The organism is Micromonospora sp. NPDC005203, from assembly GCF_042872705.1.
GTDB lineage: Bacteria > Actinomycetota > Actinomycetes > Mycobacteriales > Micromonosporaceae > Micromonospora.
Map to the genome: position 1 here is coordinate 135,569 of NZ_JBIAKV010000006.1, position 23,666 is coordinate 159,234.

Annotated in this window: 20 protein-coding genes; 8 read left to right on the forward strand and 12 right to left on the reverse strand. The window is 71.9% G+C overall.

Translation table 11 applies throughout. The features are described from left to right. Nucleotides 1-50: 50 nt before the first annotated feature. The 5 genes from ACFYPM_RS16130 to ACFYPM_RS16150 are packed head-to-tail and all read right to left on the reverse strand — an operon-like array spanning nucleotide 51 to nucleotide 4,649. Nucleotides 51-692, reverse strand: coding sequence for an SRPBCC family protein (locus ACFYPM_RS16130; protein WP_387196766.1), 642 nt, complete (start codon nucleotides 690-692; stop codon nucleotides 51-53). Then, a complete protein-coding gene (locus ACFYPM_RS16135; RefSeq protein WP_387196769.1) occupies nucleotides 692-1,057 on the reverse strand; it encodes an ArsR/SmtB family transcription factor in 366 nt (121 codons plus the stop codon). The genes ACFYPM_RS16130 and ACFYPM_RS16135 overlap by 1 nt, the downstream gene beginning before the upstream one ends. A gap of 27 nt (nucleotides 1,058-1,084) precedes the next feature. Then, entirely contained in the window at nucleotides 1,085-3,175 is a 2,091-nt protein-coding gene (locus tag ACFYPM_RS16140; protein ID WP_387196771.1) for a xanthine dehydrogenase family protein molybdopterin-binding subunit, read from the reverse strand. Beyond that, nucleotides 3,172-4,155 (reverse strand): FAD binding domain-containing protein, encoded by a 984-nt coding sequence (locus tag ACFYPM_RS16145; RefSeq protein ID WP_387196774.1) that lies wholly within the window; start codon nucleotides 4,153-4,155, stop codon nucleotides 3,172-3,174. Before ACFYPM_RS16145 ends, ACFYPM_RS16140 begins: the two co-directional genes overlap by 4 nt. Continuing rightward, complete coding sequence (locus tag ACFYPM_RS16150) at nucleotides 4,152-4,649, reverse strand: 2Fe-2S iron-sulfur cluster-binding protein (RefSeq protein WP_387197378.1); 498 nt, start codon at nucleotides 4,647-4,649, stop codon at nucleotides 4,152-4,154. The genes ACFYPM_RS16145 and ACFYPM_RS16150 overlap by 4 nt, the downstream gene beginning before the upstream one ends. Before the next feature lie 111 nt (nucleotides 4,650-4,760). Here ACFYPM_RS16150 and ACFYPM_RS16155 point away from each other — a divergent pair, with 111 nt between their 5' ends. After that, nucleotides 4,761-5,357: an NTP transferase domain-containing protein gene (locus tag ACFYPM_RS16155; protein ID WP_387196776.1), complete on the forward strand. Its 597-nt coding sequence runs from the start codon at nucleotides 4,761-4,763 to the stop codon at nucleotides 5,355-5,357. Between the two features lie 82 nt (nucleotides 5,358-5,439). On the opposite strand, the gene ACFYPM_RS16160 is transcribed toward ACFYPM_RS16155, so the two are convergent. From ACFYPM_RS16160 to ACFYPM_RS16175, 4 genes are all read right to left on the reverse strand, one after another. Beyond that, entirely contained in the window at nucleotides 5,440-6,816 is a 1,377-nt protein-coding gene (locus ACFYPM_RS16160) for a GH1 family beta-glucosidase (RefSeq protein WP_387196778.1), read from the reverse strand. 29 nt (nucleotides 6,817-6,845) lie between these two features. Next, nucleotides 6,846-7,685, reverse strand: coding sequence for a carbohydrate ABC transporter permease (locus ACFYPM_RS16165; protein ID WP_357555432.1), 840 nt, complete (start codon nucleotides 7,683-7,685; stop codon nucleotides 6,846-6,848). Then, complete coding sequence (locus ACFYPM_RS16170; protein WP_387196781.1) at nucleotides 7,678-8,670, reverse strand: carbohydrate ABC transporter permease; 993 nt, start codon at nucleotides 8,668-8,670, stop codon at nucleotides 7,678-7,680. Before ACFYPM_RS16170 ends, ACFYPM_RS16165 begins: the two co-directional genes overlap by 8 nt. 70 nt (nucleotides 8,671-8,740) lie before the next feature. Further along, nucleotides 8,741-10,039: an ABC transporter substrate-binding protein gene (locus ACFYPM_RS16175; protein WP_387196784.1), complete on the reverse strand. Its 1,299-nt coding sequence runs from the start codon at nucleotides 10,037-10,039 to the stop codon at nucleotides 8,741-8,743. Nucleotides 10,040-10,276: 237 nt separating this feature from the next. Here ACFYPM_RS16175 and ACFYPM_RS16180 point away from each other — a divergent pair, with 237 nt between their 5' ends. Continuing rightward, nucleotides 10,277-11,476, forward strand: coding sequence for an ROK family transcriptional regulator (locus tag ACFYPM_RS16180; RefSeq protein WP_357255628.1), 1,200 nt, complete (start codon nucleotides 10,277-10,279; stop codon nucleotides 11,474-11,476). 227 nt (nucleotides 11,477-11,703) lie between these two features. Then, nucleotides 11,704-14,340: a discoidin domain-containing protein gene (locus tag ACFYPM_RS16185; RefSeq protein WP_387196787.1), complete on the forward strand. Its 2,637-nt coding sequence runs from the start codon at nucleotides 11,704-11,706 to the stop codon at nucleotides 14,338-14,340. Between the two features lie 107 nt (nucleotides 14,341-14,447). On the opposite strand, the gene ACFYPM_RS16190 is transcribed toward ACFYPM_RS16185, so the two are convergent. Next, nucleotides 14,448-15,770 (reverse strand): flavin monoamine oxidase family protein, encoded by a 1,323-nt coding sequence (locus ACFYPM_RS16190; RefSeq protein WP_387196790.1) that lies wholly within the window; start codon nucleotides 15,768-15,770, stop codon nucleotides 14,448-14,450. A gap of 351 nt (nucleotides 15,771-16,121) precedes the next feature. On the opposite strand from ACFYPM_RS16190, the gene ACFYPM_RS16195 reads away from it, so the two are divergent. Both ACFYPM_RS16195 and ACFYPM_RS16200 read left to right on the forward strand, forming a co-directional pair. After that, the gene (locus ACFYPM_RS16195) at nucleotides 16,122-16,346 is read left to right on the forward strand and encodes a GntR family transcriptional regulator (RefSeq protein WP_387196793.1); all 225 of its coding nucleotides are present in this window, start codon (nucleotides 16,122-16,124) and stop codon (nucleotides 16,344-16,346) included. A 204-nt stretch (nucleotides 16,347-16,550) separates the two neighbouring features. After that, a complete protein-coding gene (locus ACFYPM_RS16200; RefSeq protein ID WP_387196797.1) occupies nucleotides 16,551-17,684 on the forward strand; it encodes a glutamate--cysteine ligase in 1,134 nt (377 codons plus the stop codon). Nucleotides 17,685-17,694: 10 nt separating this feature from the next. Here ACFYPM_RS16200 and ACFYPM_RS16205 read toward each other — a convergent pair whose 3' ends face one another. Further along, nucleotides 17,695-19,479 carry an N-acetylglutaminylglutamine amidotransferase gene (locus tag ACFYPM_RS16205; protein WP_387196800.1) on the reverse strand — a complete coding sequence of 595 codons (1,785 nt, stop codon included), beginning with the start codon at nucleotides 19,477-19,479 and terminating at the stop codon, nucleotides 17,695-17,697. 90 nt (nucleotides 19,480-19,569) lie between these two features. Next, nucleotides 19,570-20,001: a MarR family winged helix-turn-helix transcriptional regulator gene (locus ACFYPM_RS16210; RefSeq protein ID WP_387196803.1), complete on the reverse strand. Its 432-nt coding sequence runs from the start codon at nucleotides 19,999-20,001 to the stop codon at nucleotides 19,570-19,572. 94 nt (nucleotides 20,002-20,095) lie between these two features. On the opposite strand from ACFYPM_RS16210, the gene ACFYPM_RS16215 reads away from it, so the two are divergent. The 3 genes from ACFYPM_RS16215 (at nucleotide 20,096) to ACFYPM_RS16225 (ending at nucleotide 23,258) form a co-directional block, all read left to right on the forward strand. Continuing rightward, nucleotides 20,096-21,874 carry an ABC transporter ATP-binding protein gene (locus tag ACFYPM_RS16215; RefSeq protein WP_387197382.1) on the forward strand — a complete coding sequence of 593 codons (1,779 nt, stop codon included), beginning with the start codon at nucleotides 20,096-20,098 and terminating at the stop codon, nucleotides 21,872-21,874. Between the two features lie 46 nt (nucleotides 21,875-21,920). Beyond that, a complete protein-coding gene (locus ACFYPM_RS16220) occupies nucleotides 21,921-22,562 on the forward strand; it encodes a TMEM175 family protein (protein ID WP_387196805.1) in 642 nt (213 codons plus the stop codon). Between the two features lie 126 nt (nucleotides 22,563-22,688). Next, on the forward strand, nucleotides 22,689-23,258 hold the full coding sequence (locus tag ACFYPM_RS16225; RefSeq protein ID WP_387196808.1) for a peroxidase: 570 nt from the start codon (nucleotides 22,689-22,691) through the stop codon (nucleotides 23,256-23,258). Nucleotides 23,259-23,666 lie beyond the last annotated feature (408 nt).

Below are 23,666 nucleotides of genomic sequence, written 5' to 3' on the forward strand. Positions count from 1 at the left end.
GTTACCCCCCGCCGCCGCCCACTCTGCCGCGCCGCCGCCCGCGCTCAGGCTCAGGCCTCCGGGGCGCCGGTGTAGAAGGCGGTGGTACGCGCGGCGGCGGCGTTCGCCTCGTCGGGGTCGGTGCCGGCGGCGATGCTCGCCTCGCACCACAGTCGGCTGCTCAGCTCCATGGCCCGCCGTCCCTCGGCGGAGACGGTCCACTCGGCGCTCTGCTCCGGGGTGACCCCGCTGCCGTCGCCGGCCAGGTGGGTGGCGAGGCCGAGGAGCCCGAGGTCCCAGCCGACGCCGACGGCGCCCGGCCCGAACTGGGCCCACCGGTCCTGGTCGACGTGCGCGATGTGGTCCAGGTCGAGGCGTGCCCGTTCGTCGTCGACCGGGGTGATCCGCACCTCGATCCAGCTCACGTCGCCGCCCATTTCCCAGGTGGCGGCGAAGCGGTGCGGCGGCTCGCAGCTCTCGACGACGCCGTGGGCGTTGCCCTGCAGCTCGTACTTGCCGTGCAGCCGCAGGTCGCCGGAGATCGGCAGGAACCAGCGGGGGATGCGCTCGGCGTTGGTGCAGGCGTCCCACAGATCCTCGGCAGTCGCCTGGTAGGTCTGGCTGATCGTGGTCACCCGAGCCTCACCGGCCTCCAGGGTGCGGCTGCCGACCGTGCGTCGCACGGCGTTGATCTGCTCGGTGGCGTCGAACATCAGGTGTTCCTCTCGTCGGGTGGGTCGGCTGCCTCGCGCAGCCGGCGCTCGCGTCGGCCCCGGGCCAGTTCGGTGGCGAGTGCCGCCAGGGGCGGGGTCCAGAACCGGCGGAAGTGCTCCAGCCAGCCGTCGACCTCACGCAGTGGCCGTGGGTCGACCGCGTACAGCCGCCGGGTGCCCTCCGGCCGCACGGTGGCGAAACCGTTGTCCCGTAACACCTTGAGGTGTTGGGACACGGCGGGCTGAGAGATGCCGAACTCGTCGCGGATCACCGCGCTGATCGCGCCGGCGGGCTGCTCGCCGCTGGCGAGCAGCTCCAGGATGCGGCGCCGGACCGGATCGCCCAGCACGTCGAAGGCGTGCACGCGACAGTTATATCAGCAGCAGCTTATTTAAGCCAAGGGTGATAACCCGATCAGCTTGTCCAGTCGGATCGGCAGGTCCCGGATCCGCACGCCGGTGGCATGGTGCACCGCGTTGGCGATCGCCGCCGCCGCGCCGACGATGCCGATCTCGCCGATGCCCTTCACCCCGGCGGGGTTCAGCTCGTCGTCGCGCTCGTCCAGCCAGTACGCCTCGATGGACTCGACGTCCGCGCAGCCGGTGATGTGATAGGTGGCCAGGTCGTGGTTGACCCAGTCGCCGTACCGCTCGTCGAGCAGGCCCTCCTCGTGCAGGGCCATCGACAGCCCCATCGTCATGCCGCCGATGAGCTGGCTGCGGGCCGTCGTCGGGTTCACCACCCGACCGGCCGCGAACACGCCGAGCATCCGGTTCAGCCGTACCTCGCCGGTGTCCGCGTCGACCCGCACCTCGACGAACTGCGCCCCGTACGCGTACCGGGGCAGGGCGGTCTGCCCGGCCACCTCCTCGGTGGTGTCCGCCTCGGCGGTCACCTCGCCGGTCGGTGGCCCGCCGTCGCGCAGTTTCTCGCGCAGCGCCTGCGCGGCGCGGATCACCGCCCAACTCCAACTGGCGGTGCCCATCGAGCCCCCGGCCAGCGGCGCGGTCGGCAGGGCGCTGTCCCCGATCTGGATCTCCACCCGTTCCGGCGACACCCCGAGGGCGTCGGCGGCCACCTGCCAGATCGCCGTCCGGGCGCCGGTGCCGATGTCGGTGGCGTTGATCCGGACCAGGAAGCTCCCGTCCGGCCGGGCGGTGGCCGTGGCCGACGACGGCCGGGCCCGGGCCGGGTAGCTCGACCCGGCCACCCCCGTGCCGATCAGCCAGCGCCCGTCGCGCCGGGCGCGGGGCGTCGGGTCCCGGCCGGTCCAGCCGAACCGCTGCGCACCCTCGCGCAGACAGGCCACCAGGTTGCGGCTGGTGAACGGCCGCCCCTGGTCCGGGTCGACCGCCGTGTCGTTGCGGATGCGCAGCTCCACCGGGTCGACGCCGACGGCGATGGCCAGCTCGTCCATCGCCGACTCCAGGGCGTACGCGCCGGGGCACTCGCCGGGGGCGCGCATCCAGAACGGCGTGGGCACGTCGAGGCGAACCAGCCGGTGCGTGGTACGGCGGTGGGGTGCGGCGTACATGCTGCGGGTGTAGACGGCGGTCTGCTCGGCGAACTCCCGGATGGTCGAGGTCTGGCTGATCGCGTCGTGGCAGATGGCGGTGAGTCGCCCGTCGGTGTCGGCGGCGAGGCGGACCCGCTGGATGGTGGGGGTGCGGTAACCGACCGGCCCGAACAGTTGCTGGCGGGTCAGCGCCAGCTTCACCGGTCGGTCCACGTGCCGGGCCGCGAGGGCGGCCAGCACCACCGAGGACTTGGCGTACCCCTTGCTGCCGAAGCCGCCGCCGACGTGCTCGGCGACCACCCGGATCGACTCCGGGGGCAGCTCGAACAGCTCGGCGAGGGTGGCCCGCACCGGTGACGCGCCCTGGGTGGAGTCGTGCACCAGCAGCCGGCCGTCGCGCCACTGTGCCGTCGTGGCGTGCGGCTCCATCGGGTTGTTGTGGTACGCCGGCGTGCGGTACGTGGCGTCCACCCGCACCGGTGCCGCCGCGTACCCGGCGTCGAAGTCGCCCTCGGCGGTGTCGGTCGGGTAGCTGGGGTTGACGTGGTCCGGTCGGTACAGGCCGGGGTGGTCGTCGGTGAGCACGGTGCTGTGCGGGCCGGCGTCGTAGTCGATGCGGACCAGCCGGGCGGCCTCCCGGGCCGCCTCCAGGCTGGTGGCCACCACCACGGCGACGTACTGCCCCCGGTAGTGCACCGCCGGCTCCTGCAACAGCCACAGCTCCGGCTGCGGGCCGGGCGCCATCCGGGGCGCGTTGCCGTGATGCAGCACGGCCAGCACGCCCGGTGACGCCAGCGCCTCGGTGGTGTCGATCCGGGTGATCCGGCCGCGGACCACCGCCGACGGCACCGCCCAGCCGTAGGTGATCCCGTCCACCGGGTACTCCACCGCGTACCGGGCCGTGCCGGTGACCTTCTCGCGGCCCTCCAACCGGGGGTACGCGTGGCCGACCGCGTCGGTGCTCACGACGCCGCCAGCTCGCTGAGCGCCCGCACCGTGATGGCCCGGGTCAGCGGCACCTTGAAGCCGTTGTGCCGCAACGGGCGGGCCTCGGCCAGCTCCGCGTCGGCGGCCCGCCCGGCCAGCTCCGGGCTGAACTGTCGACCCCGCAACTCCTCCTCGGCCCGGTACGCCCGCCACGGCCGGTGCGCCACCGCCCCGTACACCAGGCGGACGTCGCGGACCACGTCGCCGTCGAGGTCCAGCACGGCGGCCACCGAGCCGGCGGCGAAGGCGAACGAGGCCCGGTCGCGCACCTTGAGGTACGTCGAGCGGCGCGCGGCCGGCAGCGGTGGCAACCGGACCGCGGTGATCAGCGCACCCCGGGCCAGGGTGGTCTCCCGTTCCGGGTGTGTGCCGGGGGAGCGGTACAGCGCGGTGATCGGGAGGTCGCGGGGGCCGTCGGTCTCGTGCACCTGCACCACCGCGTCGAGGGCGGTCAACGCCACGGCCAGGTCGGACGGGTGGGTGGCCACGCACTGTTCGGACCAGTCCAGCACCGCCAGGTCGCGGTTCTGGCCGTGCCGGGCGGCGCACCCGCTGCCCGGCTCCCGCTTGTTGCACGCCTTGCCGGTGTCCTGGAAGTAGACGCAGCGGGTGCGCTGCAACAGGTTGCCGCCGGTGGTGGCCATGTTGCGCAGTTGTCCGGAGGCGGCGGCGAGCAGGGCGCGGGCCAGCACCGGGTAGTCCCGGCGGATGACGGGGTGGGCCGCGAGGTCGCTGTTGCGCACGGTCGCGCCGATCCGCAGCCCGCCGTCGGGCAACTCCTCGACGGTGTCCAGGGGGAGCCCGGTCACGTCCACCAGCACGTCGGGGCGCTGCACCCCGAGTTTCATCAGGTCCACCAGGTTGGTACCGCCGCCCAGGTAGGCCGCGTGCGGTTCCGCGCCGAGCACGGCGACGGCGTCGGCCACGTCGGCCGGCCGGTGGTAGCGGAACGCCCTCATCGCGTCGCGGCCGTCTCGTGGACAGCCGCCACGATGTGCGGGTACGCGGCGCAGCGGCACAGGTTGCCGGCCATCCGCTCGCGGATCTCCGCGTCGGTCAACTCGGCGGACGTGCTCAGGTCGTCGGTGACCGCGCTGGGCCAACCCCGGGCGACCTCGTCGAGCATGCCCCGGGCGGAGCAGAGCTGCCCGGGGGTGCAGTAGCCGCACTGGAACGCGTCGTGCGCGATGAACGCGGCCTGCAACGGGGACAGCTCGTCCGGACCGGCCAGCCCTTCGACGGTGAGCACCGAGCGCCCGTCCAGCGTGACCGCGAAGATCAGGCAGCTCTTCACCCGGCGGCCGTCCAGCAGCACGGTGCAGGAGCCGCACTGGCCGTGGTCGCAGCCCTTCTTCGCCCCGGTCAGGTCGAGGTGCTCGCGCAGCGTGTCGAGCAGGGTGGTGCGGTTGTCCAGGGTCACCTCACGGGACGCGCCGTTGACCTCGACCGTCACCCGGGACGAGTGGCGCTCGTCGGTGGTCGTCGCGTTCTCTGCTCGGTCCGGCACCGGCCCAGACTAGCTTTAGCGGTACAAATAAGGGCGAATAACACAGGAGGTGACCGGGTGCCGGACCCATCGGGGACCGCCGGGCTGCTGCTGGCCGCCGGCGCCGGGCGGCGGTACGGCCGACCGAAGGCGCTTGTCGAGCTGGACGGCGAGCCGCTGGTGCGGCGCGCGATCCGGCTGCTCGGCGACGGCGGCTGCGCACCCGTGCACGTGGTGCTCGGCGCGGGCGCCGACGAGATGCCCGATTTACCCGGCGCGGTGCCGGTCCGGCACGACCGCTGGTCCGACGGGCTGGGCTCGTCGCTGCGCCGGGGCCTGGCCTCCCTGCCGGCCTCCGTGCCGGCCGCCGTCGTGGTCCTCGTCGACCAGCCGCTGCTCAGCCCGGTCGCGGTGCGCCGGGTGCGCACGGCGTACGCCGACGGCGCGGTCGTCGCGGTCGCCACCTACGCCGGCCGGCCCGGGCACCCGATCCTGCTGACTCGACGAACCTGGTCGCTGCTGGGCGGATACGCCGTCGGCGACCGGGGCGCCCGCGACCTGCTGCGCGACCGGCCGGACCTGGTGGTCGAGGTGCCCTGTGACGACGTCGGCTCCCCGGCCGACGTGGACACCCCGGCCGACCTGCTGCGGCTGCGCACCCTCATCGACGGGTGAGCCAGCGGGCGGGTCGTCCGAACGGAGACGGGAACGGCCGCCCGGGGTCGACACCCCGGGCAGCCGCTCGCGCCGCCCCCGTTCAGGCCACCGGCGCGGCCGTCCCGGTCGTGCGGGCGAGCCGCTGGTGGGCGCGGATCAGCTCGGCGTAACGCAGGCCGCTCGCCTTCACCGTCCGACGCTGGGTGGCGTAGTCCACGTGCACCAGCCCGAAGCGCTTGTCGTAGCCGTACGCCCACTCGAAGTTGTCCAGCAGCGACCAGACGAAGTAGCCGTCCAGCGGAACCCCCCGGGCCACCGCCGAGGCGCACGCCGCCAGGTGCTGCTCCAGGTGGTCGGTGCGCTCCTTGTCCTCCACCGTGCCGTCCGCGGTGACCTCGTCCGGCCAGGCCGAACCGCTCTCGGTGACGATGATCCGGCCGGGCCGGTACTCCTCGTGCACGTCGACCAGCAGCCGTTCCAGCCCTGCCGGGTACATCTCCCAGCCCATCGCGGTCTCCACCGAGCCGGGCACCGGCACCTGCCGGGCGTACGGGGCCGCGCCGGTCGGGTCGTCGACCACCAGTTGACGGAAGTAGTAGTTCACTCCGAGGAAGTCGGTGGGCGTGGCGATCACCGTGAGGTCGTCACCGCGTACCGGTGGCTCGACACCGTAGGTGGCGATCATGTCGGCGGGGTAGCCGCGCCCGTGGATCGGGTCCAGCCACCACCTGTTGACGTGCCCGTCGGCCCGGCGGGCCGCCGCCACGTCCTCGGGTCGGTCGGTGGCCGCCTCGATCGGGCTGAGGTTGAGCACCAGACCCACCGAGGCCGGCCGGGTGGCGTTGGCGCGGATCGCCTGGGTGGCCAGGCCGTGCCCGAGCAGCACGTGGTGTGCGGCGTGCACCGCGCGGGTGAGGTCCCGTTCGCCGGGGGCCATGGTGCCGTCCAGGTGCCCGATCCAGCACACGCACAGCGGCTCGTTGACCGTGTTCCAGTCGCCGACCCGGTCACCGAGGCGGGCGGCGACCACCGCCGTGTAGTCGGCGAACGCCTCGGCGGTCGCGCGCTCCGGCCAGCCGCCCCGATCCTGCAACGCCTGCGGCAGGTCCCAGTGGTAGAGCGTGACGAACGGCCGGATCCCGTCGCTGAGCAGCGTGTCGACGAGCCGGTCGTAGAAGTCCAGCCCGGCGGCGTTGACCCGACCGACGCCGTCGGGCATCACCCGGGGCCAGGCCACCGAGAAACGGTACGCGTCCACGCCGAGCCGACGCAGCAACGCGAAGTCCTCGGGCCACCGGTGGTAGTGGTCGCAGGCCACCGCGCCGGTGTCACCGTTCTCGACCTTGCCGGGGGTCGCCGAGAAGGTGTCCCAGATGGACGGCGCCCGGCCGTCGACGTCGACGGCGCCCTCGATCTGGTAGGCCGCCGTGGCGACACCCCAGAGGAAGTCGGGTGGCAGCTTGGACAGGTCGGGCACGGGACGGTTCTCCTCTGGGATTGACTGACTCACTTGACCGCGCCGGCGGTGAGGCCGGCGACGAAGTACCGCTGCAGGGCCAGGAACCCGACGACGACCGGGACGCTGACCACGAGCGAGGCGGCCATGATCTGGTTCCAGTAGACGTTGAACTGGGTGGAGTAGCCCTGCAGGCCGACGGCCAGGGTGCGGCTGCCCTCGTCGGTCATCACCGACGCGAAGAGCACCTCGCCCCAGGCGGTCATGAACGCGTACACGGTGACCGCCACGACGCCCGGCACGGCGGCCGGCAGGATGACCTGGAACAGGGTCCGCAGCGGCCCGGCCCCGTCGACCTGCGCCGCCTCGTCCAGACCCCGGGGGATCGAGTCGAAGTAGCCGACGAGCATCCAGATCGAGAACGGCAGCGAGAAGGTCAGGTACGTGATCACCAGGCCGGTACGGCTGGCGTACAACTCGATGCCGGTGGCGTTGCCGAGGTTGACGTAGATGAGGAACAGCGGCAGCAGGAACAGGATGCCGGGGAACATCTGGGTGGACAGCACCGTCACCGTGAAGACGCCCCGGCCGCGGAACCGGTACCGGCTGACCGCGAACGCGGCGAAGATGGCCACCACCACCGAGCAGACCGCCGCGATGCTCGACACCACCAGGCTGTTCACCAGGTACCGGGCCAGTGGCACGGTGCTCCACATGTCCACGAACGGTTGCAGCGTGGGCCGGCTGGGCCACCAGGTGAAGCCGTTCTGCACGTCCTGCAACGGCTTCGCCGCGCTGGTGACCATCACGTAGAGCGGGATGACGACGAAGAGGGTGAGCAGGGTCAGCACGATGCGCCGACCCCAGCGCTCGCCGGCGGTCTCACGCATGGTCGTCCCTCCGACGGTTGGTGATCAGCAGGTAGGCGGCCGAGACGATCATCAGGAACAGCAGCAGCGCCACCGACATGGCCGAGCCGGAGCCGAAGTCCCAGGTCTTGAAGGAACTGCGGTAGATGTGGATGGAGATGAGGTCGGCCTGCTCGGGGGCGGAGCCGCCGAAGAGCACGAACGGGGTGTTGAAGTCGTTGAAGGTCCACAGGAACAGCACCAGCAGCAGCACCAGGTTCACCGGCCGCAGCATCGGCAGGGTGACCGAGCGCAGCCGACGCCAGAACCCGGCGCCGTCGATCGCGGCGGCCTCGTACAGTTCGCCCGGCACGTTCTGCAGGCCGGCCATCAGGCAGAGGAACGCGAACGGCCAGTTGCGCCACACCGACACCACCAGCAGCGAGGCGAAGCTGTTGTCACCGATCAGCCAGAACGGCCGCTCGTTCAGCAGCCCGAGCTGGTCGACCAGGACGTGGTTGACCAGGCCGGTGTCGCGTTGCAGCAGGAAGCTCCAGGTGATCACCGCGGCGTAGACCGGCAGGGCGTACGGGGTGAGGAAGAGCGCCCGCAGGATCGCCCGTCCACGGAACGGCTTCTGCAGGACGACCGCCGCCGAGATGCCGAGCAGCCAGGCGAACCCGACCGAGAGCACGCTGTAGGCCAGGGTGATCCAGAACGAGTGCAGCAGTTCCTTGCCGGCGGCGCTGTTCAGGTCGAGCGTCGCCCGGTAGTTCTCCAGCCCGACGAAGGGCGCGGTGGACCAGTTGCGAATGTGGAACTGGGTCAGCTCCAGCAGGCTCATCCAGACCCCGACCACCATCGGGATCACGTGGATGGCGAGTTCCAGCACGATGGCCGGGGCGAGCAGCAGGTACGGCAGGAGGGAGCGGCGGGGGCCGCGGGGCCGGCGGGCCGGCTCCCGGGCCGGTGACCCGGCCCGGGGTTCGCGCCGGTCGGCGTCCGGCGCGGTGGTGCTGGTTGCCATCGGGGTCCTCTCGGAGGCGGTGGCCGTGGCCAGGCTCAGCGCCTGACCACGGCCACCGGTGACGCCTGGGTCAGCGCATCTTCTGCTGCGCGTCGGTCAGCTTCGCCTTCACCGAGGCCTCGGTGACCGGCTTGCCGCTGGCCGCGTCCGCGAACAGCTCCTTCATCGCGGTGCCGACCAGGGTCTCGAAGGTGCTCTCCTCGGGCACCTGCGGCAGCGGGGCCGCCGTGGTGACCAGGGTCTCCTGGATGGTCTTCTGCTCGGTGGCGCTGAACGCCGGGTCGGCGCCCGCGGTCTTCACCGCCGGCAGCGAGCCGTACGTCTTGTTGAGGATCGTCTGCTCCTCGTCGCTGGTCATGAACTTGACGAAGCTCAGCGCGCCGTCCTTGTTCTTGGTGTGCTTGAAGACCGCCATGTTGATGCCGGCGACCATGCTGTTGACCTTCTTGCCGCCGGCCGGCGGGTTGGCCAGGAACGGCACCGGGGCCACCCCGTACGCGTCGGCGGGCATGTTCTGCGTCTTCAGGTTCGAGCCGGCGGACTGCCAGAGCAGCATGGCGGCCTTGCCGTTGGCGAAGTCGGACACCGACTGGTTCTGCGCGTACTCGGCGTTGCTCGGGTTGGTGATCTTGTCGGCGGCCATGAAGTCGATGTACCGCTTGATCGCCGAGACGTTCTGCGGGGTGTCGAAGGTCGGCTTGCCGGCCGAGTCGAACCACTCACCGCCGTACTGCTGGCTGAAGGTGAACGCGTGGTGGGCGTTCTCCGACGGGTTGGCGCCCTCGATGGCCAGGCCCCACTTGCCGCCGGTGCTCAGCTTCTTGCCGTACTCGGCGAGCTGCTCCCAGGTGGTCGGCGGCGCGGTGATGCCGGCGTCGGCGAACGACTTCTTGTTGTAGTACAGGCTGTACGCCATGCTGTAGAGCGGCACGGCGGCCGGCGGCTTGCCGGGGGCGCCGGCGGCGGCGAGCGCGGCGGGCACGATCCGGTCCTTGCCGCCGACGGCCTGCAGGGTGGCGTCGTCGAACTCGACGAGCGCGCCGGTGGCCTGCAACGACGCCGACCAGGTGTTACCGATGTTGACCACGTCTGGGCCCTGGCCCGAGGCGGCGGCGGCGAGCAGCCGGTTGAGCAGGTCCGACCAGGGGACCACCTCGACGGTGACCTTGATCCCGGTCTGCTTCTCGAACTTGTCCAGCTCGGGCTGGAGGGTCGCCTTGTCGGCCTCCAGGCTGGCGCCCTGGTTGCTGGCCCAGTAGGTCAGCGTCTTGGGCGATGCGGCGGAGTCGTCGCCGGAGCCGCCGCAGGCGGTCAGCGAGGCGGCGGCCAGTACGGCGGCGGTGAATATCCCGAGGTGTCGTCTCGACACGGGTCAGCCCTTCCGGTGCGTGGTGGGGGTCCGCCGACCGCCGTCGCCGATAGGGGTCGGGCGACGGGTGGCCGGCTGCGGGACAGGGTTCGGGGGTGCGCCGTCGGGGTCCGTCGGCGTTTCCCGGGAGTTACATCACGGCTTAAATTATGTCGTCATTAAAGTGGCTGGTCGGTGGGTCGTCAAGCACGAGGCGGTTACAGTCGCCTCGAACTGCCAACGGGAACGAGGTGTCGAGTGGAGCTGGCGCGTGCCACCAACCGCAGTGTGCGGCTGCGCAACCGGTCCGCTCTGCTGACCAAGCTTTTCCTCGACGGCCCGCTCACCCGCCAGGACCTGGTCCGCAGCACCGGGCTGAGTCAGCCGGCGGTCAGCAACGTGGTGGCCGACCTGATCGACGAGGGACTGGTCGCGGAGGCCGGCGCCGCCGAGTCCGACGGTGGCCGGCCCAGCATGCTGCTGCGGATCGCGCCTCGCTTCGCGTTCCTGGTGGGCGTGGACGTCGGTGAGACCCGGGTCCGGGTGGAGCTGTTCGACTTCGCGATGACCCTGTTGGCCAGCGTCGAGTACCCGCTCGACCCGGCCCGCACCGAGCCTGACCTGGTGGCCGGGCACGTGCTGGCCGGCATCGACGCGGTGACCGGTCAGGCGCAGGTGGCCCCCGGCGACGTGCTCGGCGTCGGCATCGGCGTCTCGGGAGTCGTCGAGCAGGGCGTCGAGGCCGTCGTGCACGCCCAGGCCCTCGGCTGGGACCGGGTGCCGCTGGAACGGCTGATCAGCGCGGGCACCGACCTGCCCCTGCACATCGACAACGGCGCGAAGACCCTCGGCCAGGCCGAGATGTGGTTCGGCGCCGGCCGGGGCGCCCGGCACGCCGTCTTCGCGCTTGTCGGCTCCGGCGTGGGCGCGTCGGTGGTGACCGGCGGTGCCACCTACCGGGGCGCGTCCAGCAGCGCGGGGGAGTGGGGGCACACCACGCTGGTGTACGGCGGCCGGGCCTGCCGGTGCGGCGCGCGCGGCTGCCTGGAGGCGTACGTGGGTGCGGAGGCGATCATCGACCGCTACCGGGAGGCACGCCGAGGTCGACAGGTGCCGGGCGAGGACGAGGAGTCCCAGCTCGCCGCGCTTGTCGCCGCCGCCGACACCTCGGTGACCGCCCGGCGGGTGCTGGACGAGACCGCCGGCTACCTCGGCGCGGGCGTGGCCAACCTGATCAACCTGTTCAACCCGGAGCGGGTGGTGCTCGGCGGCTGGGCGGCGATGGCGTTGGGCGACCTGCTGCCGGCCGTCCGCGAGGCCGCCGGCCGACAGGCACTGCGCCAACCGTTCGAGCAGGCGTCGATCGAGCTGTGCCGCCTCGGCGTGGACGCGGTGGCGTTGGGCGCCGCCACGCTGCCGATCGCCCGCTTCCTCACCGAGGGCGGCGTCCGCCGCTGAGCCGGGACGACCGCAGGGCCCCCCGTCGAATTACACAAAAAGAATCCTCGGGATAAATTACGAAGTTATAGATCGATGTCTTGACGCCGCCGCAATCTCGCCGCAACACTCCTACGAGAGCGCTCTCCGGCCCGCGGCGTCGCATCGGCGGCACCACCCACGGCACCACGGGGCGAGCCCGATCCCACCCTCGCGGCATCCGTAACCCCCTATCGACAGGCGATGTCATGACATCTCGTGCAACATCCGTACGCCCGCGTCCCCGACGGGTCGTTCGACACCTGCTCGTCGGGCTGACCGTGGCCCTGGTCGCGGCGCTCACGCCGGCCGGTGCCACCACCCCCGCGCAGGCCGCGCCCACCCTGCTCTCGCAGGGCCGCCCCGCCACCGCCTCGTCCACCGAGAACGCCGGCACCCCGGCCAGCGCCGCCGTGGACGGCAACACCGGCACCCGCTGGGCCAGCGCGTTCAGCGACTCGCAGTGGCTCCAGGTCGACCTGGGTGCCCGGGCCACCATCAGCCAGGTGAACCTGCTCTGGGAGGGGGCCTACGGGCGGGCCTTCCAGCTCCAGACCTCCGACGACGGTGCCACCTGGACCACGATCTACTCGACCACCACCGGCACCGGCGGCACCCAGAACCTCACCGTCACCGGCGCCGGCCGCTACGTCCGGATGAACGGCACCGCCCGGGGCACCGCCTACGGCTACTCGCTCTGGGAGTTCCAGGTCTACGGCGAGACCGGCGGCAGCACGCCCACCTGCGGCAGCACCAACGTCGCGCAGGGCAGCCCGGCGACCGCCTCGTCCATCCAGGACGCCGGCCTCGCGGCGTCCGCCGCCGTCGACGGCAACACCGGCACCCGCTGGGCCAGCACCGCCAGCGACCCGCAGTGGCTGCGCGTCGACCTGGGCGGCACCCGCACGATCTGCCGGGTGGTGCTCACCTGGGAGGCCGCGTACGCGCGGGCCTTCCAGCTTCAGACCTCGGCCGACGGTGCCACCTGGACCACGATCTACTCGACCACCACCGGCACCGGCGGCACGCAGTCGCTGACCGTCAGCGGAAGCGGCCGCTACCTGCGGATGTACGGCACCGCGCGGGGCACCGCCTACGGCTACTCGCTGTGGGAGTTGGCGGTGAACACCACCGGCGGCGGGACCAGCGAGCCCCCGGTCGACACGACCGACCCGCGCAACCCGAACCTCGGACCGAACACGTTCGTCTTCGACCCGAGCACCCCGACGTCGACCATCCAGAGTCGACTGAACACCCTGTTCACCCAGCAGGAGACCAACCAGTTCGGCCCGCAGCGCTACGCGGTGCTGTTCAAGCCCGGCACCTACACGGCCGACGTCAACCTCGGCTTCTTCACCCAGGTCGCCGGCCTCGGCATGAGCCCGGACGACGTCAACCTCAACGGTCACGTCCGCACCGAGGCGTTCTGGTTCGGCGGCAACGCCACCCAGAACTTCTGGCGGGCCGCCGAGAACCTGTCGGTCACCCTGCCCGCCGGGCAGAGCGTGGAGCGCTGGGCGGTCTCCCAGGCCGCGCCGTACCGGCGGATGCACCTGCGCGGCGCGCAGAACCAGATCCAACTCTGGAACGGCGGCGACGGCTGGTCCAGCGGTGGCCTGATGGCCGACACCCGCATCGACGGCCTGGTCGTCTCCGGCTCGCAGCAACAGTGGTACTCCCGCAACAGCGAGTTCGGCAACGGCTGGACCGGCTCGGTGTGGAACATGGTCTTCCAGGGCGTCACCGGCGCTCCCGCGCCGAGCTTCCCCAACCCGTCGCACACCGTCATCGCGCAGACCCCACAGGTCCGCGAGAAGCCGTTCCTCTACGTCGACGGCACCGGTGAGTACCGGGTCTTCGTGCCGGCGCTGCGCACCAATTCGACGGGCACGAGTTGGTACAACAAGACCCCGGCCGGCTCGTCCATCTCGCTGTCGCAGTTCTTCGTCGTCCAGGCCGGCACCAGCGCCGCCACCATCAACGCGGCACTCGCCCAGGGCAAGCACCTGCTCTTCACCCCGGGCGTGCACCACGTCACCGAGCCGATCCAGGTCAACCGGGCCGACACGGTGATCCTCGGTCTCGGCCTGGCCACCATCCAGGCCGACAACGGCAGTGTCGGGATGCGGGTGGCCGACGTGGACGGCGTCAAGGTCGCCGGCCTGATGTTCGAGGCCGGCACGACCAACTCGCCGGTGCTGATGGAGGTGGGGCCGTCCGGGTCGTCGGCGAGCCACGCCAGCAACCCGACCTCGTTGCACGACGTGTTCTTCCGCATCGGCGGACCACACGTCGGCAAGGCCACCAATACGCTGACCGTCAACAGCGACAACGTGATCGGTGACCACATGTGGCTGTGGCGGGCCGACCACGCCGCCAGCGGCGTACCGACCGGGTGGACGTTGAACACCGCCGACACCGGCCTCACGGTCAACGGCGACAACGTCACCATGTACGGCCTCTTCGTCGAGCACTACCAGAAGTACCAGACCATCTGGAACGGCAACGGCGGCCGGACGTACTTCTACCAGAACGAACTGCCGTACGACCCGCCCAACCAGGCGGCCTGGATGAACGGGTCGACCCGGGGCTACGCCGCCTACAAGGTCGCCGACTCGGTGACCAGCCACCAGGCGTTCGGGCTGGGCAGCTACAGCTACTTCAACGTCAACCCCGCCGTCGTGGAGGAACGGGCCTTCGAGGTGCCCACCAACCCGAATGTGCGCTTCACCAACATGGTCACCGTCTCGCTCGGTGGCGTCGGCACCATCAACCGGGTGATCAACAACGCCGGTGGCACCGCGAACGCGGCCAACCAGCAGGTGTACCTGACCACCTACCCCTGACCGGTGCGCCCGCGCCGGCCCGGTGGTTGCCGGGTTGGCGCGGGTCGCCACCGTGGGCCGAGCCGGCCCGGTCCCGCCGAGACCGGGTCGGCCTCGGTCGTTCCCGCTCAACCCGCCAGCACCTCCGCCGCCGCCCGCTCACCAGCCCGCACCGCGCCTTCCAGGTAGCCGGTCCAGCGGGTCGCCGTCTCGGTGCCCGCCCAGTGCACCCGCCCCACCGGCGCCCGCAGGTGCGGACCGTACGTCTGCCAGGTGCCCGGGGTGAGCGCGCCGCAGAAGCAGCCGCGGGTCCACACGTCGGCCGACCAGTCGTACTCGACGAGGTCCAGCGGGTCTTCGGCGCGGGGACCGACCACGCTGGCGAACGCCTCCAGCAGGCACTGCCGACGCCGCGCAGGGGACATGCCCCGCAGCGCGGCGGCGTCCGCGGCGTAGCTGAACCCGGTCAGCACGCCGAGCGGTGCGGTCGGGGTGGAGTTGTCCACCGTCTCGGTGAGTGGGCCGGTGCTGCTGGTGGACACCCCGGACAGCCCGTCGGCACGCCAGAACGGCTCCGCGTAGACCGCGTGCACCTTCAACGCCGAACCCATCGGCATCCGCTGGGTCAGCCCGTCGCGCAGCGCGGGCAGCGGCGGGTCGTACCTGATCCGGCCGGCCAGTGCCGGGGCCAGCGCGACCACCACGGCATCGCCGGCGACACGGCCGGTGTCGGTACACACCGTCACCCCGTCGATGCTCTGTTCGATCGACCGCACCGGTGTGGCAAACGTCAGCGTTCCCGGGGGCAGGGCGGCGGCCATCCGTTCGGCGAGCGCCGGCGGCCCACCCACGATCCGGTCCTGCTGCGCGCCGCCGGCCATCCCCAGCAACGGCCCCGTCCCACCGGCGCTGCGCAGGTAGAACAGCAGGTGCAACAGGGACAGCTCGTCCGCGCCGGTGGCCAGCAGCCCGCCGGCGAGCAGCCGCCCCAGGTAGTCGGCGGTGTCGTCGTCCCCGGCCGTCGCGCGCAGCCAGCCGCCGAGATTCGTCCGATCCCACTGCGCGGCCTCCGGCGCCTGCCAGGGCGCGGCCGGGTCCAGGCGGGCGGCGTACCCGTCGAGCAGGGCGAGCACCCGGCCGACGTCCGCCGGTGGCTCGGCCCGGCGCTGGCCGGCCCAGAGCAGGGTGGGCGCGCCGAGGGCCGCCGACGCGAAGGTGGCCAGCCCGTGCTCGGCGACCAGCGCGTACATCCGGTCCTGGGTCGGGCCGATCCACTGCGCCCCCAGGTCGAGCTGCGTGACCTCGGGCAGCCAGCGGGTCAACACCCGACCGCCCACCCGGTCGCGGGCCTCCAGCACCCGCACCTGGGCGCCGGCGCGGCTCAGCGCCAGCGCGGCGGCGAGACCGGAGAAGCCGGCGCCGACCACGACCACCCGGATGCCGTCGGTCACGGCGCGCTGTTTACCCGCAACCGCCCGGCGCATGACTCCCGGCGCTGATTGAACGGCTGATCACGCTGGGCAGGGCAGGGGCGCGCCCCTGTCCCGCGTCCTTTGCTCTGCTTCAACCCGCGCGACACTCGATCCCCTTCATCGTCGCGTCAGGTGAAGCAGAGCAAAGGACGCGCCAACGCCGGTTGGGGCCGCCATCGAGATTCCTGGCGGCAAGGACCGCACCGCCGCGTGTGGTACCTGTGTCGATGCGCAGCGCCCGCCACTACGCGCCGCGCGGATCAACAGTGATGCCACAAGTGCCAGTGTGCAATGGGTGCAAGCAGGCCCGACACTGGGAAGGCGCGGCCTGTGAAGGTGCCGATCCCACACACCGCCCAGGAGATCGAAGCCGATCTCCTACGGCGCATCGGCTCGAGCGAGTTCCCACGCGGGCAGCGCCTTCCGACGTACGGCGAACTGGCGGCCGAGTACGGGTCGGCCCGCCGCACTGTGGCGCGTGCCGTGGCGGCGCTGAAAGCGCGCGGCATCGTGGTCGGCGTACGGGGGTCGGGCGTCCACGTCGCTGAGGCCTGAGCAGCGCGGCCTCAGCGCCGACCTGCTGATCCCGATCACCCGAGGCGAGGGAGGCCGTCGACGCGTACCGGACAGCCCTCGCGGTGCCGGACAACGCGGCCGGACGGGCCTTCCGCACCGCCCGCGCGGCGGCCTCGAGCGGGCGTTTGTCACCGGGGTAGCCCGGGAAACCGAGGCGCCGGCCGCAGCAGTGGGGGAGGCGCCATGGCGTACCGTTCGGCGACCGCCGACATCGTGCCCGACCTGTCCACCCTCACGCTGGGCGTCGAGGAGGAGTTCCTGCTGCTCGACCCGGACAGCGGGCGCAACCTGCCGGTGGCCGCCCAGGTGCTGGCCGCGCTGCGCGGCCCGGCCCGGGACCAGAGCCGGCAGGAGTTCCGGCACAGCATGGTGGAGATGGTCAGCCCGGTCTGCGCCGACCTCGGCGAGCTGCGCGCGCACCTGGTGGCATCGCGCCACTCCGCCGCCGAGGCCGCCACGGCGGCCGGGGCGCGGCTCGTGGCGATCGGTGCCACGCCGGTGGCCGAGCCGCACCGGATGGTCCCCGACGAGCCGCGCTACCACGCGATGTCGCGCCGGTACGGCCCGGTGGCGCACGACCCGGCGGTGTGCGGCTGCCACGTCCACGTCGGCCTGCCCGACCGGGAGCTTGCCGTGCAGGTCTGCAACCACCTGCGGGCGTGGCTGCCGGTGGTGCAGGCGATCACCACGAACTCGCCGCTGCAGGACGGTCACGACACCGGCCACGCCAGTTGGCGCTCGATGCAACTGCAGCGGTGGCCCAGCATCGGCCCGACGCCGTACTTCGACTCCGCGGCCGACTACGACCGGACCGTCGACGAGCTGATCGCGGCCGGCATCATGCTCGATGCCGCGATGGTCTACTGGTACGCCCGACCGTCGTCGGCGTATCCGACGGTCGAGATCCGGGTGGGCGACGTCTGCACCGAGGTGGACGACGCGGTGCTGGTCGCCGCTCTGGTCCGGTCGCTTGTCGCCACCCTCGCCGACGACGTACGTGCCGGGGTGACCGCGCCGCCCATCCGCGACTGTCTGGTGGCCGCCGCGCACTGGCGGGCCGCCCACGACGGCCTCGACGGCGAGCTGATCGACCTGCGCGCCGGCGGCACCCGGCCGGCCTGGGCGCTCGTCGACGAGCTGATGGCGGTGATCGCTCCGGCCCTGCTGCGCCACGGCGACCTGGGGTACGTGCTGGCACAGCTGGCCCGGCTGCGCCGCGACGGCACCGGCGCCGCCCGGCAGCGGCGGGTGCTGGAGCGTACCGGTGGGGTGCGCGCCGTCCTCGACGACCTGGCCGCCCGTACGGCGGCCGGGTGATCGGCGGCGCTCAGCGGATGTCGTGGGTCTGCAGCCACAGCTCCAGCAGGCCGAGCTGCCACAGCTTGTTGCTGCCGGCCGCCGCCTCGGCCCGGTCCGGCTCGGCGAGCAGGCGTGCCACGTACTCCGGGCGGAACAGCCCCCGCTCGCGCGCGGCCGGCGCCTGCAACGCCTCGGCGACCATCTCGCGCACCGGGCCGTCCACGTTGCGCAGTGCCGGCACCGGGAAGTAGCCCTTGGGACGGTCGACCACCTCGGCGGGCAGCACCTCCCGGGCGACCTCCTTGAGCACGCCCTTGCCGCTCTGGGCGGCCTTGTGCTGCGGGGGGCAGTGCGCGGCGAGGGTGACCAGGTCCTGGTCGAGGAACGGCGTGCGCACCTCCAGGCCCCACGCCATGCTCATGCTGTCCACCCGCTTGACCGGGTCGTCGGGCAGCATCAGGTGGGTGTCCAGGCGCAGCACGGCGTCCAGCGCGGTCTGCGCCCCGGGCGCGGCGAGGTGCTCGGTGAGCAGCGCCCGGCTGGCGTCGTGCGCCAACGCGTACGCCGGGCCGACGATGGCGCGCAACTCGTCGTGGTCGCGGTCGAAGAACGCGGCGGCGAACGTCTCGGCGGCGCTGTGCCGGGGTGTCTCGGTGAGGGGCTGGTGGTAGCCGTAGCCGGCGAACACCTCGTCGGCGCCCTGCCCGGACTGTGCCACCTTCACGTGCCGCGCCACCTGCTCGGACAGCAGGTGGAAGGCGACCACGTCGTGGCTGCCCATGGGCTCGGTCATCGCCAGCACGGCACGCCGGACCGCGGGCACCAGGTCGTCGTCGGCCAGCCGGATCCGGTGGTGGTCGGTGTCGTACGCGCGGGCCACCAGGTCGGAGTAGTGGAACTCGTCGCCGGACTCGCCGTCGCGGCTGTCGAAGCCGATGCTGAACGTGCGCAGGTGCTGCTGGCCGGCCTCGGCGAGCAGCGCCACGATGAGGCTGGAGTCCAGCCCACCGGAGAGCAGCACACCGACCGGCACGTCGGCGACCAGCCGTCGGCGTACCGCCGTGCGCAGCGCGTCCCCGACGGCGGCCCGCCAGTCGGCGGCGTCCATCCCCGCGTCGGCGGGCTCCCGCACGTAGTCGGGCCGCCAGTACACCTCCTCGCGGCTGCGCCCGTCCGCCTCGATCACCCGCAGGGTGGCCGGCGGCAGCTTGCGCACACCGCGCAACACGGTGCGCGGCGCGGGGACGATGGAGTGCCAGGACAGGTAGTGGTGCAGCGCCACCGGGTCGATGCCGGTGTCGACGTCGCCGGCGCGCAGCAGCGCGGGCAGGGTCGAGGCGAACCGCAGTCGCCCGGGGGTCTCGGCGAGGTAGAGCGGTTTGATGCCGAGCCGGTCGCGGGCCAGGACCAGCCGCCGCCGCACCCGGTCGACAAGCCCGATCGCGAACATGCCGACCAGGTGGTCGACGAAGCGTTCACCCCAGTGCGCGTACGCGACCAGGATCACCTCGGTGTCGCTTGTGGAGTGGAAGGCATATCCGGCGTTCTGCAACTCCTCGCGCAGCTCGGGGTAGTTGTAGATACAGCCGTTGAAGACCAGCGCCAGGCCCAGGTCGTCGCGGACCATCGGCTGCCCGCCCGCGTCGGACAGGTCGATGATGGTCAGCCGGCGGTGCCCGAGGGTCACCCAGCCGTCGGCGAACAGGCCCTCGTCGTCCGGGCCGCGTGAGCGCATCGCCTCGGTCATCCGGGTGACCGCCGCCGCGTCGGGCGACCGGCCGTCGAAGCGCGCCTCCCCGCTGATCCCGCACATCAGCCGGGCCTCCCGTCACCGTCGCCCCGGCCCGTGCTGGCCGGTCCCGCCGACCAGACGGGGGCCGCTGGCTACCCGGGCGGGCGGTCGTTATGCGCGCAGGGTACGCAGGATGCGGGCCAACTCGGCGCGGTCGGTGTCGTTGAGGTGGCCGAAGAAGCGATCGGCCTCGGCCCGGCGGGCGGTGCGGATGGCGGTGCCGAGGCGCTTGCCCTCCTCGGTGAGCGCGACCAGGGTCGCCCGCCGGTCGGCCGGGTCTCCTCGGCGTTCGACGAGCCCCCGGGTCTGCAGGTCGTCGACGACCTCGGTGGCCGAGCGGGCCGCGATGCGCAGGTGCTCGGCGAGCGTGCCGGGGCGGACCTCACCGTGGCGGCCCAGCACACCGAGGGCTCGGGACTGGCTGGGGGTGATGTCCCAGGGGGCCAACGACTCCCGCGTCTGTCGCCGCAGACGGGACGCCACGGCCCAGAACGTCTCGGCCAGGCTGTCGTCGTCGCCAGTCCCCGTGGTGTCGTCGGTCACCGGAATACCGTAGCAGCCAATGCGGTTGCTACCTCATGTTGAGGTAACCTCAGCATATCCGACGGAAAGGCAGTGCCCCTTGGAACCCATCCCCATGGGCCGCGACCGCGGCCGCCACACCCTCAGCGCCGAGGAGAAGACGCAGGCCCGCCAGGTGTCCCTACGCCGCATCGGCCGCCTGTTCACCCCTCACCGGCCCGCGCTGGCAGTGGTCACCGTGATCATCGTGCTCTCCTCGATCATCGCGATGGCGACTCCCTTCCTCCTGCGTACCGTGATCGACCGCGCCCTGCCGCAGGGTGACGTGACCCTGCTGGTCTGGCTGGTCCTCGGCATGGTCGCCGTCGCGGCCGTGACCTCCGCCCTCGGCGTCGTGCAGACCTGGATCTCCACCCAGGTCGGGCAGCGGGTGATGCACCGGCTGCGCACCGACGTCTTCAGCCACCTCCAGCGCCAGTCGCTGGGCTTCTTCACCCGCACCCGCACCGGCGAGGTGCAGTCCCGGATCACCAACGACATCGGCGGCATGCAGTCGGTGGTCACCTCGACCGCCACCGCCGTCGCCGCCAACCTCACCACTGTCGTCGCCACCGCCGTGGCCATGGTCGCGCTCTCCTGGCAGCTCTCCCTCGTCTCGCTCGTGGTGCTGCCGCCGGCGATCTGGCTGACCCGCCGGGTCGCCCGGATGCGCCGCGAGATCACCGCCCAGCGGCAACGCGAACTCGCCGACCTCAACGTCACCGTCGAGGAGGGTCTGTCGATCAGCGGCGTGCAACTCGCCAAGACCCTCGGCACCGGCCCCGCGCTGATCGACAGGTTCACCGCCTCCTCGGAGCGACTCGTCGACCTGGAACTGCGCAGCGAGCTGGCCGGCCGCTGGCGGATGGCCTCGATGAGCATCATCTTCGCCGCCGTACCAGCGGTCATCTACCTCGCCGCCGGGCTGCCCGGCACCGCCGGCACGCTGAGCATCGGCACCCTCGTCGCCTTCACCGCGCTGCAGGGCGGCCTGTTCCGGCCACTGATGGGCCTGCTCAACGTGGGCGTCTCGCTCACCGCGTCGCTGGCGCTCTTCGCCCGGATCTTCGAGTACCTCGACCTGCCGGTCGACGTGGCCGACCCCGCCGAGCCGGTCCTCCTCGACCCCGCCCGGGTGAGCGGACACCTGCGCCTGTCCGACGTCACCTTCGGCTACCCGGGCAGCGACACCGCAGCCCTCGCCGGCATCACCCTCGACGTGCCCGCCGGCACCAGCCTCGCCCTGGTCGGCGAGACCGGCTCCGGCAAGAGCACCCTCGCCGGACTGGTCAGCCGCCTGCACGACCCGACCGCCGGCCGGGTCACCGTCGACGGCGTCGACCTGCGCGACCTGCGCCTGGCCGACCTGGCCGCGATCGTCGGCGTGGTCAGCCAGGAGACGTACCTGCTGCACACCACCGTCCGGGAGAACCTGCGTTACGCCCGGCCGGCAGCCACCGACACCGAGATCGAGGACGCCGCCCGCGCCGCCCAGATCCACGACCTGATCGCCGGGCTGCCCGACGGGTACGACACCATGGTCGGCTCCCGCGGCCACCGCTTCTCCGGAGGCGAGAAGCAGCGGCTCGCCATCGCCCGGACGCTGCTGCGCGACCCGCGCATCCTGGTCCTCGACGAGGCCACCAGCGCGCTGGACACCGAGACCGAGCGGGCCGTGCAGCGGGCGTTCGACGTGCTCGCCGAGGGGCGTACCACGATCACCATCGCCCACCGGCTGTCCACAGTGCGCGACGCCGACCAGATCGCGGTGCTCGACCACGGCCGGATCGTCGAGGCCGGCACCCACGACAGCCTGCTGGACCGCAACGGCCGCTACGCCACCCTGGCCGGCTGAGCCGGCTCCGGCCACAGACGAAAGCGGCATATAGCATGATTGTTGCGTGAACGCGCAGAAGGGTACGCCGCCACTGACCCGTCAGCCGGGTCGGCTGGTTTCCTTCAGCGACGGTGTCTTCGCCATCTCCGTGACGCTGCTCGTGCTGGAGATCCAACCGCCGCCGGACTTCGGGCACCTCCTGCGCGGCCTCGGGGCGCTCTGGTCGTCGTACCTGGCCTACGCGCTGAGCTTCCTGCTCATCGGGCAGGTGTGGGTCAACCACCACGTCATGTACGACCGCGTCCGGCACGTCAACCGAGGAGTCCTGTTCCTCAACACGCTGCTCCTGATGGTCATCGCGTTCCTGCCGTTCTCCACCTCACTCCTCGCCGGGGCGCTCCGCGCGGAGCAGGGACTGCGCACCGCGGTCCTCGTCTACGGCAGCACACTGTGGATGGCGGCGGCCCTGTTCAACGTCATCTGGTGCTACCTCCGCCGCGCCAGACTGCTCGACCCCACCCTCGGCGCCTTCGGTGTCCGGGCCATCGGCCGCCGATTCGCGCTCGCGCTGCTCTGGATCGGCTCCGGCATCCTCGTCGGCGCGTTCGTGCCGCTCGCGGGCGTCGCCATCATCGCCGGCTTCCTCCCCGCCTACTACCTACCCATCCGTGGCGAGTACGGCGAGAACAACCAGGTCGCGGGGTGACAGGCTCAGCACGTGGACAGCGTTCTGTTGCTCGCCGCAGTGGGACCCCCCCCGCCTACGGCCGATTTCCGACAGCGTCGGCAGTCCCAACGGCGTACCTTCCGGGTCAGGCATGGGAGGAGTCGGATGAGTTTCTTGCAGCGGGCAGAGCAGTCCCCGGACACCGAGCGGATGTTCGATACCGACACGAAGGCGATGGGCTACCTGCCCAACTACACCAGGTTGTTCGCCCACAACCCGGCGGTGTATCTGGCCTGGCAGCAGCTCAACGGTGCGGTGAAGACCGGGATGGAGCTGCGCCGCTACGAGTTGGCCACCCTCGCCGCAGCCCGGGCTCTGAAGTCCTCCTACTGCGGTCTCGCACATGGAAAGGTCCTACGCGACAAGTTCTTCGACGCGCCGACCGTCGCCGCCATCGTGTCAGACCACGGTAGTGCTGGTCTCTCCGCGCAGGAGGTCGCAGTCGTCAACTTCGCCGGCAAGGTCGCGGCCGATGCGAGTTCCGTCACCGAGGCCGACGTGGCGGACCTGCGCGGTCACGGCCTCGACGACACAGAGATTTTTTGCGTGATCCTCGCCGTTGGCGCCAGGTGCTTCTTCAGCACCGTCCTCAGCGCTGCCGGGGCTGAGCCCGATCCGCAGTACAGGGAGAGCCTGGACGTGGATCTGCGGCAGGCGCTGAGCTTCGGAGGTTAGACCCACCGAAGACGAGCCGCTCGGACTGCGCCGGCCCTGCGTGCCTCGCTGTCCTCGGCGGACGGGCCGGTGCTGCTGCACGGCACGTTGTAAGGGTGAACGACAACGAGTGGTTCGCCCCACCGGCCGCCTGGGTCGTCAACGCCCGACGGAGCAACGTCCCCGCCTGACGGGCAGCCAGCGGCACCCCGGCCAGCAACGAGGGCGCTGGCAGTCGCGGCCCTTTCGCCGACGTTGGCGAGATGATCTTATGGGCAGTCGGCGCCGCAAACCGGCGGGCAGTACGGGGGTGATGGCGGACGCGTTCCCTCCGTTCCCCGCAGTAATGACGGGGATGATGACGTCAACGTGCCCGGTTGGCTCTGCCCGACGAGATTCTGCTGACGATCTTCCGGCTCTGGTTGAGCA

Coding starts and splice junctions, on each gene's coding strand:
- ACFYPM_RS16185 (WP_387196787.1), top strand. CDS start 11,704: ATGACATCTCGTGCAACATCCGTACGCCCGCGTCCCCGACGGGTCGTT.
- ACFYPM_RS16170 (WP_387196781.1), bottom strand. CDS start 8,670: ATGGCAACCAGCACCACCGCGCCGGACGCCGACCGGCGCGAACCCCGG.
- ACFYPM_RS16225 (WP_387196808.1), top strand. CDS start 22,689: ATGAGTTTCTTGCAGCGGGCAGAGCAGTCCCCGGACACCGAGCGGATG.
- ACFYPM_RS16200 (WP_387196797.1), top strand. CDS start 16,551: ATGGCGTACCGTTCGGCGACCGCCGACATCGTGCCCGACCTGTCCACC.
- ACFYPM_RS16130 (WP_387196766.1), bottom strand. CDS start 692: ATGTTCGACGCCACCGAGCAGATCAACGCCGTGCGACGCACGGTCGGC.
- ACFYPM_RS16145 (WP_387196774.1), bottom strand. CDS start 4,155: ATGAGGGCGTTCCGCTACCACCGGCCGGCCGACGTGGCCGACGCCGTC.
- ACFYPM_RS16205 (WP_387196800.1), bottom strand. CDS start 19,479: ATGTGCGGGATCAGCGGGGAGGCGCGCTTCGACGGCCGGTCGCCCGAC.
- ACFYPM_RS16215 (WP_387197382.1), top strand. CDS start 20,096: ATGGGCCGCGACCGCGGCCGCCACACCCTCAGCGCCGAGGAGAAGACG.
- ACFYPM_RS16165 (WP_357555432.1), bottom strand. CDS start 7,685: ATGCGTGAGACCGCCGGCGAGCGCTGGGGTCGGCGCATCGTGCTGACC.